Genomic DNA, 14137 nt, shown 5'->3' with positions numbered 1-14137 from the left:
GGATGAATACACCAGCTAAAAATCGTTTACCGCTGGGCGCGCTATTGGTCGATAAGGGGCTGATTACCGACGACCAATTGCGTATTGCCTTGCTAGAGCAGCGCCGCTCGGGTACGCCGCTGGGCAAATTGATGGTGTCGCTGGGTTTTGTTTCCGAAAATGTCTTGCGCGAGGCTTTATCGGAAAACTTAGGGCACGAGAGTGTTGATCTCGGACGCGTGATTGCCGATTTGCAGGCGATTCGCTTAATCCCCAAAGATCTGGCCAAACGGCTATTGATTTTGCCGATTGGTTTGGATGAAGCGACGCAGCGCCTCACGGTGGCGATGGCGAACCCGAATAATCTGGTCGCGCTCGATCAACTCCGCTTGCAGACCAAAGACAAATTTGAAATCGAATCTTTGCTAGCGGCTGAGTCTGACATCGTGCGCGCGATTGATCAGTATTATGGCTTCGAGCTGTCGATTGACGGCATTTTGCACGAGATTGAAACGGGCGAAATCGATTACACCAGTTTGGCGCAGGCCGAGGCCGAATACAGTCAGCCCGTGGTGCGCTTGATTGATGCGCTGCTGGCCGACGCGGTGACGCGCGGTGCATCCGATATTCACTTTGAGCCCGAGCAGTCTTTTGTCCGAATTCGCTATCGCATTGACGGCGTATTGCGGCAAATTCGTGCGCTGCATAAAACCTATTGGCCCGCGATGGTCGTTCGCCTCAAAGTTTTGGCGACGATGAATATTGCCGAAACCCGTGCACCGCAAGACGGCCGTATTTCGCTGACCTTATCGGGGCGGCATCTCGATTTTCGGGTTTCGGCCCAGCCAACGACGTGGGGCGAAAATATCGTTTTGCGGATTTTAGATCGGCAAAAAGGCTTGGTGCCGCTCGATGGCTTGGGGCTGACCGAGCACAATCTCGATTTGCTGCGCCTGATGATCGCACGGCCTGAAGGCATTATTTTGGTGACCGGCCCGACGGGCTCGGGTAAAACAACCACGCTGTATTCCATACTCAATCACATCAATTCGGTTGATGTGAACATCATGACCTTGGAAGACCCAGTCGAATATCCCTTGCCGATGATACGGCAAACTTCGGTCAGTGAAGTCTCAAAAATGGACTTTGCCAACGGCATTCGTTCGATGATGCGGCAAGACCCCGATGTGATTTTGATTGGTGAAGTGCGTGATCGTGAAACCGCCGAAATGGCATTTCGCGCGGCGATGACGGGGCATCAGGTTTATTCGACTTTGCACACTAATTCGGCCATTGGTGCCTTGCCACGGTTACTCGATATTGGTGTGCTGCCCGATGTATTGTCGGGCAATATCATCGGGATTATTGCGCAACGCTTGGTGCGTACTTTGTGTGAATTTTGCAAAGAAGCGTATGAGCCCGATGATTTTGAGCGCCGCTTGCTTGGTATGCATGGCCAGCACACCGCCATTTACCGCGCCGTGGGTTGCCCGAAATGTGAGGAGCAGGGCTATAAAGGCCGCACAACGGTAATGGAGTTGCTCAAACTCGACGCTGATGTGGACGAGCTGATCTCACGTCGCGCCTCGATGCGTGAAATTAAGCATATGGCGATGAGTAAAGGCTTTCGGCCGATTGCCGACGATGCCTGTCGTCGGGTGATCGCCGGGCAAACCTCGCTGGAAGAAATCACCCGCGTCGTCGATCTGACGGATAGGGTGAGCTAATGCGAGGGCGTAATTAATGCAGTACCGCTATCGGGCCGCCGATGCGCAAGGGCGCGTGCAACAAGGGCAGATGGAAGCCGCCAATATGGCCGACTTGGAGTTACGCCTTGGCCGACTGGGAATGACGCTGATCCATGCCAAAGGCAGCGGGATGGATTTGTTGGGTCGGCGCAAGATTGAACGACGCGACTTGATTACTTTCTGTTTTCATATGGAGCAATTAACCCGCGCGGGCGTGCCCTTGCTAGAAGGATTGGTTGATCTGCGCGATAGCCTCGATCACCCCAAGTTTCGCGAAGTGATTGCTAATGTCATCGAAGACATTGAAGGCGGTAGTCAATTGTCGCAGGCGATGGCTGCGCACCCCGAGGTATTTGATTCGGTTTTTGTCAATTTGATTCGCGCCGGCGAGGCCAGTGGCGAGCTGCCTTCGGTGCTCAAAAGCCTGACCGAGTCGATCAAATGGCAAGATGAGCTGATCGCCCAGACCAAGCGCGTTGTGATGTACCCCGCCTTTGTCGGGGCGCTGGTATTTTGCGTGGTGTGTTTTTTAATGATTTATCTGGTGCCGCAGCTGGTGGAGTTTATTAAATCCATGAAGCAGGAAGTGCCGCTCAATACGCAAATTTTGCTTTGGGTTTCTGCTTTTTTTGTCAATTTCTGGTGGCTGATTATTTCGGCACCACCGCTGATATTTTTATTTATTCGCTGGCGAAATAAGGTCGATCCTGCTTTTCGCTTTAAGTTTGATGGCTGGAAATTGCGTATACCGGCGGTTGGACCAATTTTGCATAAGATTATTCTGGCGCGATTTGCGAACTTTTTTGCCTTGTTGTACGGCGCTGGCATTCCGATTTTGGAATGCATCCGCATTACCGAAGGGATTGTGGGAAATCTAGTCATCGCCGACGCACTGAATCGGGCCGAAATGCAAATTCGCGAAGGCCAAGGCGTCACGGCGAGCTTTGAGCGGGTTGGGCTGTTTCCTCCGCTGGTGCTGCGCATGCTCCGCGTCGGTGAAAGCACGGGGCAATTGGATAATGCCTTGATGAATGTGTCTTATTTTTATAATCGCGATATCAAAGAGGCCATAGAGCGGGTGCAGTCACTCATCGAGCCGATGATGACCGTCATTTTGGGGCTGATCCTGGCGTGGATTATGTCTTCGGTCCTCGGGCCTATTTTCGATACGATTAGTAAATTACGATGAAATCGATAGTTCTGCTGCTAACACATGAAAGATTGGGCGCCTATCAATGGGGTCATCTGGGTGCCGAAGATCTGGCGCGCTTTAGCCATGATGAAGCGGGGATCGCCGAGTTTAAGCACTGGCTCTCGCAGCAGGAATTGCAGCGCTACTACCTGCTCACCGATTTGGTTGAGGAAGATCTGCAGCATGAAATGGTGCCGCATCTCAACGCCAAAGATCAACGCGCCTTGCAAGAGCGAAAGCTAGATCAGCTTTTTCGCGCTACGCCTTATCGGCGCGCGAGGATTCAGCTCAAAGGCAAGCGTGGTGAGCAAGACCGATTGCAATTGTCTGCGCTGACCAGTCGCGAGCAAATTGATCGCATCTTGGCCGAATTAAATACCGTCAAGGCTGCTGTGGCCGGGGTGTATTCGGTTTCACTGCTGACGCAAGATATGATGGCCAAGCTGCACTCTGACTTGCCGCATATTCTGGTGATGTCGTCTTGTGAAGCAGGGCAGTTAAGACAAAGCTATTTCACGCCCGATGGTTTGCGCTTTTCCCGCTTGGGCACCTTTAACCCTGAACAAGAAATCGCGCTGCAAGCGGCTGAAGTCGCCAATGAAATTCGTCGTGCCCGGCAATATTTGACGACTTTGCGCCTCATGGGGCGCGAAGAGCAGCTGACTATTTTTGCTTTGTTTGACTCACAAATGGCGGCTGAGCGCGAAACCATCTGGGCCGCATTAGGGGATGATGCAGGGCAAATTGATTTTAGCGTGCAAACTGATTTGCAGGATTTGGCAAAACGGCTGAAATTACCCAAGGCTTGCCATACCTGGCTGGATATTTTGGTGGCGATGCTGGTGACTCAGCGCCCAGTGAATCAATACGCTCCTGCTGAGGCCATCAAATACAATGGACTTTATATACTGGGTAAGGGTTTGTTTATATCGGCCTTTATAGTGTTGGTTTGTGCGTGCATACTATCTGGTTTGAGCTATTTTCAGGCGGGTCAACTTCAAGGCCAGCTAGCCGCGGGCGAGCGTCGGCAGCAGCAATTACAGCAACGACAGCGCCAGTACAGTAGTTTGTTAAAGCAGGTCGCGGCCAGTGAGCCAGCGCGACTGCAAGCAGCGGTTAAGATGTATCGCGAGCATATTGAGTTTGCCCCCAATGTTGAAGCGTTGCTGCGGCAAATTAGCCAGATCTTGCTCGATTTTCCGACCTTAACGCTTGACGAAGTGAAGTGGGCGGCGGGCTCTGATGTCAGCGCTGAAGGAACCCCCGTCGCGCCTGCAAGCCAACAGGATGCGGCCGCGGCGGCGGATCCCAATGCGCAGCCTGGTGGTACGCCATGGTTGAGTCAGACTTTGCAATTGAGTGGTCGGGTGCAAGACCCGAATGCCTATCGTGCAGCATTGGCGCAGGTCAATGCCTTGATGCAACGTTTGCAACTGTTACCGCAAGCTCAGGTTACCGTATTGCAATGGCCGATCGATATTCGCTCTGAGTCGAGCATCAAAGCGCAAGCTGATCGCTCGGTGAGTGACGAAAAAGGACGTCACGCTGACTTTGTCATTCGACTTCACTTGCCAGCCCCGACTGTGCCGCCTCAGCAGGAGCTTGCACCATGAAGCTGAATCAATACAGCCTACAAGACTGGCTCTTGATCCGTCGACAATTAATCTGGTTTGGCACCGCCATGCTGGTGGCCGGCTTGATCCTGCTGGTCACGCAGGCTTATGTGTTTTTTAGTGAAAAAGAGCTGGCAGCCCAGCAAACTCGAATCCGAGAAATCACGGGGGCGGCTGATTTGGCGTTTAATAATTGGCAGGCGATGCAGCGATTTGAGCAGCAATACGCGCAAATGATGAGCAAAGGCATTGTTGGCCCAGAGCATCGGCTCGATTGGGTTGAGGCTTTGGCTGAACTCAATCGCCGTAATGGGGCTTTGGCGCTCGATTACACCTTTGCGCCGCAGCGAGTCAAAGAGGGTGCGGTTGGTGAGCAGGATTTAATGCTGTTTGCCAGCGAAATGAAGGTGCAGTATCTGGCGCAAAACGAATGGGATTTCTCTAGCTTTAATGCCTGGCTGGCCAAGCTGCCTGGCAAGGCTATTCCTCGCTCGTGCGAGCTTAAACGGAATGACGAGGCTGGTATTGATGTGATGTGCCTCTATGACTGGATTACGATTGCGCCAGCCAAACCCGTCGAGGTAAAGCCATGAAAATTCGCATCGGTTTAATGCTGCTCTTGCTACCGCTTTGTGTGCAAGCGGATGACTGGGGCAAATTATTTTTCAGTCCCGCGCAGCGGGCGGGGCTGAAAGAGGCACCGAGCCAGGCCACCTCGCTTGAGCCGAGTAGCGCCAGTGTGCAGCGTTACGATGGTGTGCTGCAGACGCCACGTAAAAAAACGCATTGGGTCGATGGTCAAATCGCCAAGCCGCCCGCCAATGTCAAACCCGGACAAAGCTGGAGCAAGCCCTAAGCACGGCTATAGAACACTGTTACAGCACATTTAAAATTAGCGGGTAAAATGGCGCTTGCTCGCAGGTGCGGGCGGGAGTGCTCAGTGGTCAATACGCGTTTGCGTTCCAATATTTTTGCCCTGTATCTGGTGCAGGGGCTCAACTACGTCGTTTCCTTTGTAACCTTCCCTTTTTTGATTGTTCAATTGGGGGGAGAGGGCTTTGGCGCGATGAATTTCGCCTTTGCCTGTATTCAATATGGCGTGTTGCTGACGGACTTCGGCTTTAATCTGTCTGCGGTGCGCGATGTCGCGCAAGTACGGGATGATCCAGCCGCCGCCGCGCGGATTTTCTGGCGCGTGACCTTGGCCAAAGTCTTGCTGATGCTAGTGTCAAGTCTGGTGTTGTTGGTGCTGACTTTCAGCCTAGAGAGCTGGCGCGCCCACGCTGATGTTTTCCTGTGGACTCAGCTCTATATCGTTAGCTCGGTCTTGTTCCCGATTTGGTATTTTCAAGGTTTTGAAAAGCTGCAGCTTGCGTCCGGCTTGATGGTGTTTGCGCGCGCACTCACCTTGGGCTTTTTATTATTGTGGGTCAGTGGCCCGCAAGACGTCGTGTTAGCGGTAATTTTGCAGGCGACGCCGCAAATTCTGGCGGGGGTCTTGTGGTGGTTTACTGGGTGGGGAGTTGCCCGTCCAGCTTGGGTAGCCGTGCAGTTTGGCGAATTAAAAGACGCATTGCGCGCCAGTTGGCCTTTCTTTTTATCGGCGATTTCAACCAGCCTTTACACCACGTCAACGACGGTACTGCTCGGAATGTTTTCGGTGCCGCTGCAGGTTGGTTTATTTGCTGCCGCGAGTAAATTGGTCTACATCGCTCAAGGCTTGATTGGTCCTTTCGTGCAAGCCACCTACCCGCGCATTGCGCAATATGCCGTAAACGATAAAGCCGCCGCGCTTAAATTGATCCGCAAAGCTTTTTTCCTGCAAGGTGGTGTGGGTTTGGCCATGACGCTGGCCTTGGCGATGATGCTGCCCTTATTTACACCGCTCAGTGTGAGTGTTTTTGGTGAAAGCGCCGGTATTTCAAAAGCATTTTTGGCGCTGAGTCATTCGCAAGAAATCATGTACTGGTTTGCGCCAGTGATCTTGCTGGGCGCGCTGTCATATGTCTTTGGTCAGCAAACCTTGCTGGTTTTTGGCTTGGAGCGTTACTTTAGTCGTGTGCTGGTTGCCGCGGGTTTGCTCAATGTGGGCCTGATGTGCGTGCTGGTGCCCAATTCAGTGAATGCCGGTGTACGCGCTGCGCAATCGGTATTGCTGGTTGAGGCATTTATTGTGCTGGCATTCTGGTGGCGGGCGCGGCAAGTGACGCGGGAAATAAAACACGGTATTGAGCAGGGAGCGATGTGATGAGCTTGGTTTCATTTATCTTGCCTTGTTTTAATTCGGCAGAGTATTTGCAGCAAACCATTGATAGTATTTTTGCTCAGCAATATACCCATTGGGAATGTATTGCTATTGATGATGGGTCAATGGACTTGACGCTATCGATTTTGCAGCAGGCTGCTGCGCAAGATGCGCGCTTTAAAATCATCTCGCGGGGAAATCGTGGCCTGATTGCTAGCTTGAACGAAGGCATCGCCGCCGCGCAGGGGGAATGGATTGCGCGCATTGATGCGGATGATATTTGCTTACCGCAGCGTCTGACTCGGCAATTGGCTTATATGGCCGAGACTGGCGCTGACGTCTGCGGAAGCTGGATCGAATTTATCGGCGAGCGCAGTGGGCAATGGCAAACACCGCAGACCGATGCAGGTATTCGGATTGCACTGCTTTTTAACACCCCTTTGGCGCACCCCTCGATTTTGGCGCGTGCAGACATACTCAAAGCAAACCCATATCCCCTCGATGCCCCGCACGCCGAAGATTATTCCTTGTGGTGTATTTTGGCGGCGAAGGGGGTACGCTTTGCCAATGTGCCTGAAGTGCTATTGCAATACCGCTGTCATGCTGGGCAGGTCACGCAGGCCAAGCGCGCTGCATTACGCATTACCGCGCAACGTGTGCGCGAACAATACGCACAAACTGCCTTGCCGGTGCCTTTGCAGCCGCTGGCTGCGCGCTTTGCCGAGCTGGCCGAGCCGGGACGGATTATCAACCGCGACGAATGGCACTGGATGCGTGATTTTTTTGAGCATCTATTGCAGCTTTGCCCTGAAAGCCGCGCTGTCTTAGGCGAAATCTGGCTCGATACTTTGCAGCGCACACGCGGTGTCAGCGTGCGTGATTTTGCGGGAGCTGCCCGACTGTATTTGCGTTTGCCCCCTCCTGCGGCCGAGCATAAAAAATTGCGCAAGCAAATGGTGCGACTGCTGGTCTCTGATCGGGTTTGGCGGAGTATTAAGCGATGAATGATTATCAAATTCGACGTGCCGAATCAAAAGACGCGCCTATTTTAGCGGTGCTGGCGATACAGGTCTGGCTCGACACCTATACCAAAGGGGTCACGGGGTCGCATGCCGAGTATGTATTGGCTGAATTTACGCCCGAGAGAATGCTGACCTTGATCGCCGAGAACACGGTTTGGGTCGCGGCTTGCGATGAAACACTACTCGGCTTTGCAGTATTGAATGAACAGCAAACAAGCGAGCACGGTGCCGAGCTGAGTACTTTGTACGTGCAATCCAGAATGCAGAAAAAAGGCGTTGGTCATGCGCTATTTGCCGCTGTTCGTGCTCAATGCCCGAAGTTTTGGGTATCTGCCTATCACGCTAATCACAATGCCATCGCTTTTTATCTGCGCCAAGGTATGCAGCAAGTCGGCATTTGCGACTTTATGCTGGGCAAGGAACGCCATGAAAATATGGTTTTTGCCATTGGGGGCGTGGACGAATGAAGGTCGCTATTTTCCTACGAGACTTAGGTTTGGGCGGCGTTGAGCGTTGCGCGGTCTTGGTGGGCGAAGGGCTGGCTGCGCTGGGTTTTGAGGTGACGCTGGTGCTGCTGGGCGGGTCGCGAAATCTATGGCAGTCACGGATTAAACTTGTCAAAGTGGTTGACCTTTCTGGCCAATGGCAACCCCTGAAGCCTTGGACTTGGCTTTCGGGCTGGCGAGCCGCGCGTAACATTGTGCGCGAGCACGATGTTGTGATTGCAGGGACTTTTCTATTGCCGCTGTATATGGCCTACGCCGCCAGTATGGGCTTGGGTAAGCGGGTCATCGGCTGGGTACATGGCCCATTTTTTGAGCTGGATGCGTTTGCGCGCATGAATCGCGTTCACCGTGCCGCATGCCAGTTTGTGTATCGCCGCCTGAAAGAGCTCGTATTTGTGTCCAATCATGCGCGTAACTCGATGGCCCGCTGGTTGGAAATGCCGCCGCGCGATACTTGGGCTGTGCTGCCTAATTTTGTCGATGAGCAGCAAGTGACACCTCAGCTCGTTGAGCGCGAAATGGGCCTAGCGCTGCGCTTGTTGTTTGTGGGGCGGATTGCCGAAGAAAAGCAGCCCCATTTATGGCTGGATACTTTGGTGGCCTTAAATATTAAGGGTGTGTCAGCGCAGTTGACCATCGTCGGAGACGGCCCGCTGGAAGCCGAGCTGAAAAAGCAGGTTCAAGAGCGAGGTTTGCTCGCTCAGGTGGAGTTTGCCGGGCGACGTGATAATGTCGGCGACTATCTGGCGCAAGCTGATGTATTGTTACTTACTTCCAATTTCGAAGGCTGCCCTCTGGTGGTATTAGAGGCTATGCCAATGGGTGTATTGATTGCCAGCACAAACGCGGGTGGGGTATATGAGCTGTTTGGCGAGCGCCGATCTGATTTTGTGGTCGAAGCTGCTACGGCAGAAGCTTTAGCCTCATTGATCGTCACGCAGCAAGCGCAGCGAATGAAACTACAAAATTTCCTGATCAAACGTGCCGATCAATATTCGCAAGCTCATAGCTTGCAGCAATGGAGTGCCTTGCTCCGTCCACCGTCTGTGAGTCAAAACGCATGAACCGCTGTGCACTACTAATTCCACATTTTAATAATCCGGCAGGATTATGCGCATCGTTGGCCTCAATTGGCACCGACGAGCAAATTGATGTTGTCATTGTTGATGATGGCAGTGTGAGACGCACAATCGACGAAGATGCTGCACGTTTGGCGTTTAAAGGCCGTGGCGAGCTGAAATTTTATTATCTGCCCCACAATTGCGGCATCGAATATGCGCTCAATACGGGGCTAGAGGCCATTTTGGCGGCGGGCTACGAATATTGTGCACGTCTCGATTGCGATGATGTTGTAGTGCCTGATCGTTTTGCTAAACAGGTCAAGTTTCTTGATGCAAATTCCTCGGTGTATTTGCTGGGCAGCGCGGTGACATTTTTCGATGCCAGCGGCGATCGTTTTACGATTAATCAGCCGCTCACTCACGAGGCCATTGTGTGGCAAATGCATAATGACAATGCCTTCACCCATCCGACGGTGATGTTCCGCATGGCAGGCGTGCGCGAGATTGGGCTTTATCCAACCGATTGCAAAGCCGCCGAAGATTTTGCCTATTTCTGGGCCTTTGTCGCGCGCTATCAGACGGCCAATTTGGCCGAAGTGCTGACCAAAAGTGAATATAACGATAGCGGCATCTCCATGAGCCGCCGCCGCCAGCAACAAGCGATGCGAATCAAGATTTTGGCGCGCTATTTTGACTGGAAACCCAAATCTGCGATGAACATCGCCAAAGCTTCGATTTCTGCTGTGTTGCCAGTTGTCGTTGGGCGTGCGATCAAGCGCGTCTTAGGGGTCAAAAAATGGAATTAATCCTTCGCGACGAAAAGATAGAAGATGCCAATGCCGTGACTTTATTGCTGCAGGCGGCTTTTGCCGATCATCCGCACAGCCAAAATCAGGAGTTTCGCTTGGTCAATGCGTTAAGAGACGCAAATGCGCTTTCACTGGCGCTGGTGGTGCAAAAAAATGAGGTGTTATTTGGCGCGGTGCATGCTTCGGACGTGCAAATTGTAGCTGCAGGTCAAACTTTGCCAGGGCGCTTTTGCTGTATTGCGCCCTTAGCTGTGCGGCCTGAACAGCAAAGGCAAGGTATTGGCGCGCAATTGATGGTTGCTGCTTTGTTGCGTCTGCGCGAGCAAGGGTACTCGGCCTGCGTGTTGGTTGGCGATGCCGCCTATTACAATCGATTTGGTTTTTATCAGCAGGCGGGTTTGTCATCTCCAAGCATCCCTGATGAATACGTTTTGGTGCTCAATTGGCAAGCTGCGCCTGTTGTGGGCGAAATTCACTATCATCCGGCGTTTGCCGAACTGGAATAAAGTTAATAATGAGCGAAAAGACTGCACAAGCTGTTTTGCTACTCATCCCGCATTTTAATAACCCGCAAGCTTTGAATAAATCGCTGGCGAGTGTCGGTACAGATGAGCCCTGTGATGTGCTGGTGGTTGATGATGGCAGCACGCGTGCGCCGATTGATTCGGCGGCCGCGCAGGCGGCTTACCAAGGTTGCGGTACATTACGGATTTTGAATTTGCCGCAGAATAAAGGCATTGAAGGTGCGTTGAACGCCGGTTTAGCGTGGGCCAAAGCGCGTGGCTATGAGTGGATTGCACGGCTCGATTGCGGTGATGAGAATGTATCTGACCGTATTGCTCGTCAATTGTCGTTTCTGGAGCAATACCCTGATGTGGTATTGCTTGGTGGTGCGGCCAGCTTTGTTGATCAGCAGGGTGTCGAGCAATTTGTCCTTCGCCATCCGACGGCGCACGAAGACATTTTGGCATTTATGAAGAAAAACTCGGCGTATATTCACCCGAGCGTGATATTTAAATTATCTGCGGCCGATACAGTGGGGATGTATCCGCTGGATGCGCCTGCGGCCGAAGATTACGCGATGTTCTGGGCGATGGCACAGCAGTTCAAAGTGGCCAATTTGCCTGATGTATTGATTCGTTATGAGTTAGATCCAAACGGTATTTCGCTGGGTAAACGCAAAACGCAGCTTAAATCACGGTTGAAATTGCAAAAACGATATTTTGACGGCAGCCCCGCTGCGATTGCGGGGATAGTGCGCACAATGGCGCTGCTGGCGATGCCGTATGAGCTGGCGTTCAAGATTAAATCCAAACTGCGTGGTGGCAAGTTAAATGGCTAAGAAAATAGCTAAAATTGTGCATGTGGTGGAATCGTTTGGCGCAGGCACATTATCGATGGTGTCGGCGATGGCCAATGCGCAAGCGGGCGACGGGCATCAGATTACGGTGATTCATTCCGTGCGCGAGGAAACGCCGGAAAATTGGCGTGATTTGTTTGCTAGTGCGGTCAATTGCATTCATTTGCCGATGCAGAGATCGATTCATCCACTCAATGATTTTCGCTCTGCTCGCGCCTTGTATCGTTGGTTGAAAGATTTGCAGCCCGATATTGTGCACTTGCATTCAAGCAAAGCGGGCGCGGTGGGGCGATTGGTCAGCTTGGCGTGGACGGGTAAAACAGGACCGCGCTGGTTTTTCTCGCCGCATGGATTGTCGTTTTTGCAGCGTGCTGAAGGGCGTGTGAAAAATAGCGTATTTCTCGGAATCGAGAAATTGCTGGCTGGCGTGCCGGTGACTTTTCTCGCCTGCTCGCCTTCCGAGGGCGAAGAAATACGTCAACATCTATCACCTAATGTCAAAGTGGTGAACAATGCGGTTGATTTGGCTGCGATCCCCGCGGCGATCCCAAATTCTAATCGCCTCCGCATCGGTACGGTAGGGCGCGTTACCTTGGCGCGCAATCCCGAGCTGTTTGCCGAAATTGCTGCAAAATGCCAGCCATTGGGTGTTGATTTTGTCTGGATTGGCGGGGGCGATGAGAGTGGCGAGGCTGCTTTAAAGCAGGCTGGCGTAGCCGTCAGTGGCTGGTGCGATCGCAAACAGGCTTTGCAGCAATTGGCGACGCTGGATATTTATATTCAAACCAGTCGTTGGGAAGGTTTGCCGGTGGCGGTGATCGAGGCGATGGCGGCGGGTTTGCCGGTGGTAGCGACCAATGTCGTTGGCAATCGTGATTTGATTAAAAATGATGAAAATGGCTATTTGGCTGAAAATGCCGCTGATTTTGTAACGCGCCTCACGCAATTGGTCAATGATGCTGACCTGCGTAGGAAGCTGGGCGCGCAGGCGCAGCAATATGCGCAAGCTCATTATTCGCTGACTCAGATGATGACCGAGCTGTATGCCGCTTATGGCATCTCGGAATGATTGGAAAAAATATGCAAGATAAACACCTACAGCCAGAGCGTGCCAAACCGTGGTTGGCGCTGGCCGATTTTATGGCGCTGGCGATCTCGTTTGGCTTGGCCATGCTATTGCTGTGGATTTTCCGCTATCACCGCATTGGTGCCAGTATGGAGTTGTGGTGGGTCTGGGAAGGGCGGCAACAGGGCTTGGCTTTTCTCGGTTTGGCCATCATCACCGTCGCCAACTTTTGGTGGCGCGGGCATTACAGCCTGCGTTTACCATTCTGGGATGAGCTGCTCGAAGTGTTGCGCGCCTTGCTGCTGGCTGCTTTGCTCAACGGCATGTTGGTGTTGCTGGGTAAATTTACGATTTCGCGTTTTTTGTGGCCCGTTTCGTGGGGTGTGGCCTTGGTGCTACTGCCATATGCACGCTCGGCGATGAAGTCCTGGTTGCTCAAGCGGAGAATCTGGCAATTGCCCACGGCGATTATTGGCGCGGGTACGAATGCACAAGACGCCTATCGGGCGATGTATTCGGAGCGGCAATTAGGCTTTGAAGTACAGGCGTTTTTATCGATCGATGAAAATGCCCCCGATGAGCTGGTTTTTGGTCAAGATCGTTTACCTGTAGTTCGTTTGCCGCGTGAAGCATTATTGCAGTGGCTTACCGATAATGGCCGTCCGCATGTCGTGATTGCGGTTGATGAAGATGAGTTGCGCCAGCTTGAAAATCAGGTTGAGCAATTGTCGCTGCGCTACAAAGACATTCACATTATTCCGCCAATAGCGGGTTTGCCTTTGTTTGGCGTCGTGCCGCACCATTTCTTTAGCCATGAAGTTTTGCTGCTACGCGTGCGCAATAATCTGATGGTGAAGCCACTGATTATGCTCAAGCGTGCCTTTGATTTGTTTGGCGCGAGTGTTGGCTTGCTGTTGTTGTCTCCTTTGCTGGCCTATGTGGTGTTGCGGATTAAAAAAGAAGGCGGCCCCGGCGCGGTGTTCTTTGGTCATGTGCGCGTGGGCATGAATGGCGTGCCATTTAAGTGCTGGAAATTTCGCACCATGGTGCACAACAGTCAGGAAGTGCTGGAAAAATTGCTCGCGAGCGATCCGCAGGCCAAGGCGGAATGGGATTTGGATTTCAAATTGCGCAATGACCCGCGCATTACCCGCATTGGCGCATTTTTGCGCAAGACTAGTCTCGATGAAATTCCGCAGCTGTGGAATGTGTTAAAAGGCGAAATGAGTCTGGTAGGGCCGCGTCCGATTATTGACGCTGAGCTCGAGCGTTACGGCGATAAAGTCGATTTCTATCTGGAAGCGCGGCCGGGTTTGACGGGTTTGTGGCAGGTTTCCGGTCGTAATGACACGACCTATGCTGAACGTGTGGCGCTGGATGCGTGGTACGTGAAGAACTGGAATTTATGGTACGACATTGCGATTGTCTGCAAAACCATCCGTACGGTGGTGAGCGGGCATGGTGCTTATTGATTGGGGTATATTGATCAAGTTCTTTTATTGATTGATCTTGATAGCTATACCCATTGAAATGATT

General features: G+C 52.4%; 14 protein-coding genes. All 14 read left to right on the top strand.

The window, feature by feature from the left end; translation table 11 throughout:
- Positions 1-2 precede the first annotated feature (2 nt).
- The 14 genes from HQ393_RS11485 (at position 3) to wbaP (ending at position 14073) form a co-directional block, all read left to right on the top strand.
- The gene (locus tag HQ393_RS11485; RefSeq protein WP_179355307.1) at positions 3-1706 is read left to right on the top strand and encodes a GspE/PulE family protein; all 1704 of its coding nucleotides are present in this window, start codon (positions 3-5) and stop codon (positions 1704-1706) included.
- A gap of 16 nt (positions 1707-1722) precedes the next feature.
- Positions 1723-2916 carry a type II secretion system F family protein gene (locus tag HQ393_RS11480; RefSeq protein WP_179355306.1) on the top strand — a complete coding sequence of 398 codons (1194 nt, stop codon included), beginning with the start codon at positions 1723-1725 and terminating at the stop codon, positions 2914-2916.
- Positions 2913-4532 carry a hypothetical protein gene (locus tag HQ393_RS11475; RefSeq protein ID WP_179355305.1) on the top strand — a complete coding sequence of 540 codons (1620 nt, stop codon included), beginning with the start codon at positions 2913-2915 and terminating at the stop codon, positions 4530-4532. Before HQ393_RS11480 ends, HQ393_RS11475 begins: the two co-directional genes overlap by 4 nt.
- On the top strand, positions 4529-5125 hold the full coding sequence (locus HQ393_RS11470) for a hypothetical protein (RefSeq protein WP_179355304.1): 597 nt from the start codon (positions 4529-4531) through the stop codon (positions 5123-5125). The genes HQ393_RS11475 and HQ393_RS11470 overlap by 4 nt, the downstream gene beginning before the upstream one ends.
- The gene (locus HQ393_RS11465; protein WP_179355303.1) at positions 5122-5388 is read left to right on the top strand and encodes a hypothetical protein; all 267 of its coding nucleotides are present in this window, start codon (positions 5122-5124) and stop codon (positions 5386-5388) included. Before HQ393_RS11470 ends, HQ393_RS11465 begins: the two co-directional genes overlap by 4 nt.
- Positions 5389-5472: 84 nt before the next feature.
- Positions 5473-6780: an oligosaccharide flippase family protein gene (locus HQ393_RS11460; protein WP_179355302.1), complete on the top strand. Its 1308-nt coding sequence runs from the start codon at positions 5473-5475 to the stop codon at positions 6778-6780.
- Positions 6780-7781 carry a glycosyltransferase family 2 protein gene (locus HQ393_RS11455; RefSeq protein WP_179355301.1) on the top strand — a complete coding sequence of 334 codons (1002 nt, stop codon included), beginning with the start codon at positions 6780-6782 and terminating at the stop codon, positions 7779-7781. Before HQ393_RS11460 ends, HQ393_RS11455 begins: the two co-directional genes overlap by 1 nt.
- On the top strand, positions 7778-8266 hold the full coding sequence (locus HQ393_RS11450) for a GNAT family N-acetyltransferase (RefSeq protein ID WP_179355300.1): 489 nt from the start codon (positions 7778-7780) through the stop codon (positions 8264-8266). Before HQ393_RS11455 ends, HQ393_RS11450 begins: the two co-directional genes overlap by 4 nt.
- Positions 8263-9369: a glycosyltransferase gene (locus HQ393_RS11445; protein WP_179355299.1), complete on the top strand. Its 1107-nt coding sequence runs from the start codon at positions 8263-8265 to the stop codon at positions 9367-9369. Before HQ393_RS11450 ends, HQ393_RS11445 begins: the two co-directional genes overlap by 4 nt.
- Positions 9366-10172, top strand: coding sequence for a glycosyltransferase (locus tag HQ393_RS11440; protein ID WP_179355298.1), 807 nt, complete (start codon positions 9366-9368; stop codon positions 10170-10172). Before HQ393_RS11445 ends, HQ393_RS11440 begins: the two co-directional genes overlap by 4 nt.
- Positions 10163-10681, top strand: coding sequence for a GNAT family N-acetyltransferase (locus tag HQ393_RS11435; RefSeq protein ID WP_179355297.1), 519 nt, complete (start codon positions 10163-10165; stop codon positions 10679-10681). Before HQ393_RS11440 ends, HQ393_RS11435 begins: the two co-directional genes overlap by 10 nt.
- Positions 10682-10689: 8 nt before the next feature.
- Positions 10690-11517, top strand: coding sequence for a glycosyltransferase (locus HQ393_RS11430; protein WP_179355296.1), 828 nt, complete (start codon positions 10690-10692; stop codon positions 11515-11517).
- Entirely contained in the window at positions 11510-12604 is a 1095-nt protein-coding gene (locus tag HQ393_RS11425) for a glycosyltransferase (RefSeq protein WP_179355295.1), read from the top strand. The genes HQ393_RS11430 and HQ393_RS11425 overlap by 8 nt, the downstream gene beginning before the upstream one ends.
- Before the next feature lie 11 nt (positions 12605-12615).
- Positions 12616-14073, top strand: coding sequence for an undecaprenyl-phosphate galactose phosphotransferase WbaP (gene wbaP / locus HQ393_RS11420; protein ID WP_179355294.1), 1458 nt, complete (start codon positions 12616-12618; stop codon positions 14071-14073).
- The last annotated feature ends 64 nt before the right edge of the window (positions 14074-14137 follow it).

Origin of the sequence: Chitinibacter bivalviorum (genome assembly GCF_013403565.1) — a bacterium.
Taxonomy (GTDB): domain Bacteria; phylum Pseudomonadota; class Gammaproteobacteria; order Burkholderiales; family Chitinibacteraceae; genus Chitinibacter; species Chitinibacter bivalviorum.
This window is presented reverse-complemented; position numbering and strand designations above follow the sequence as displayed.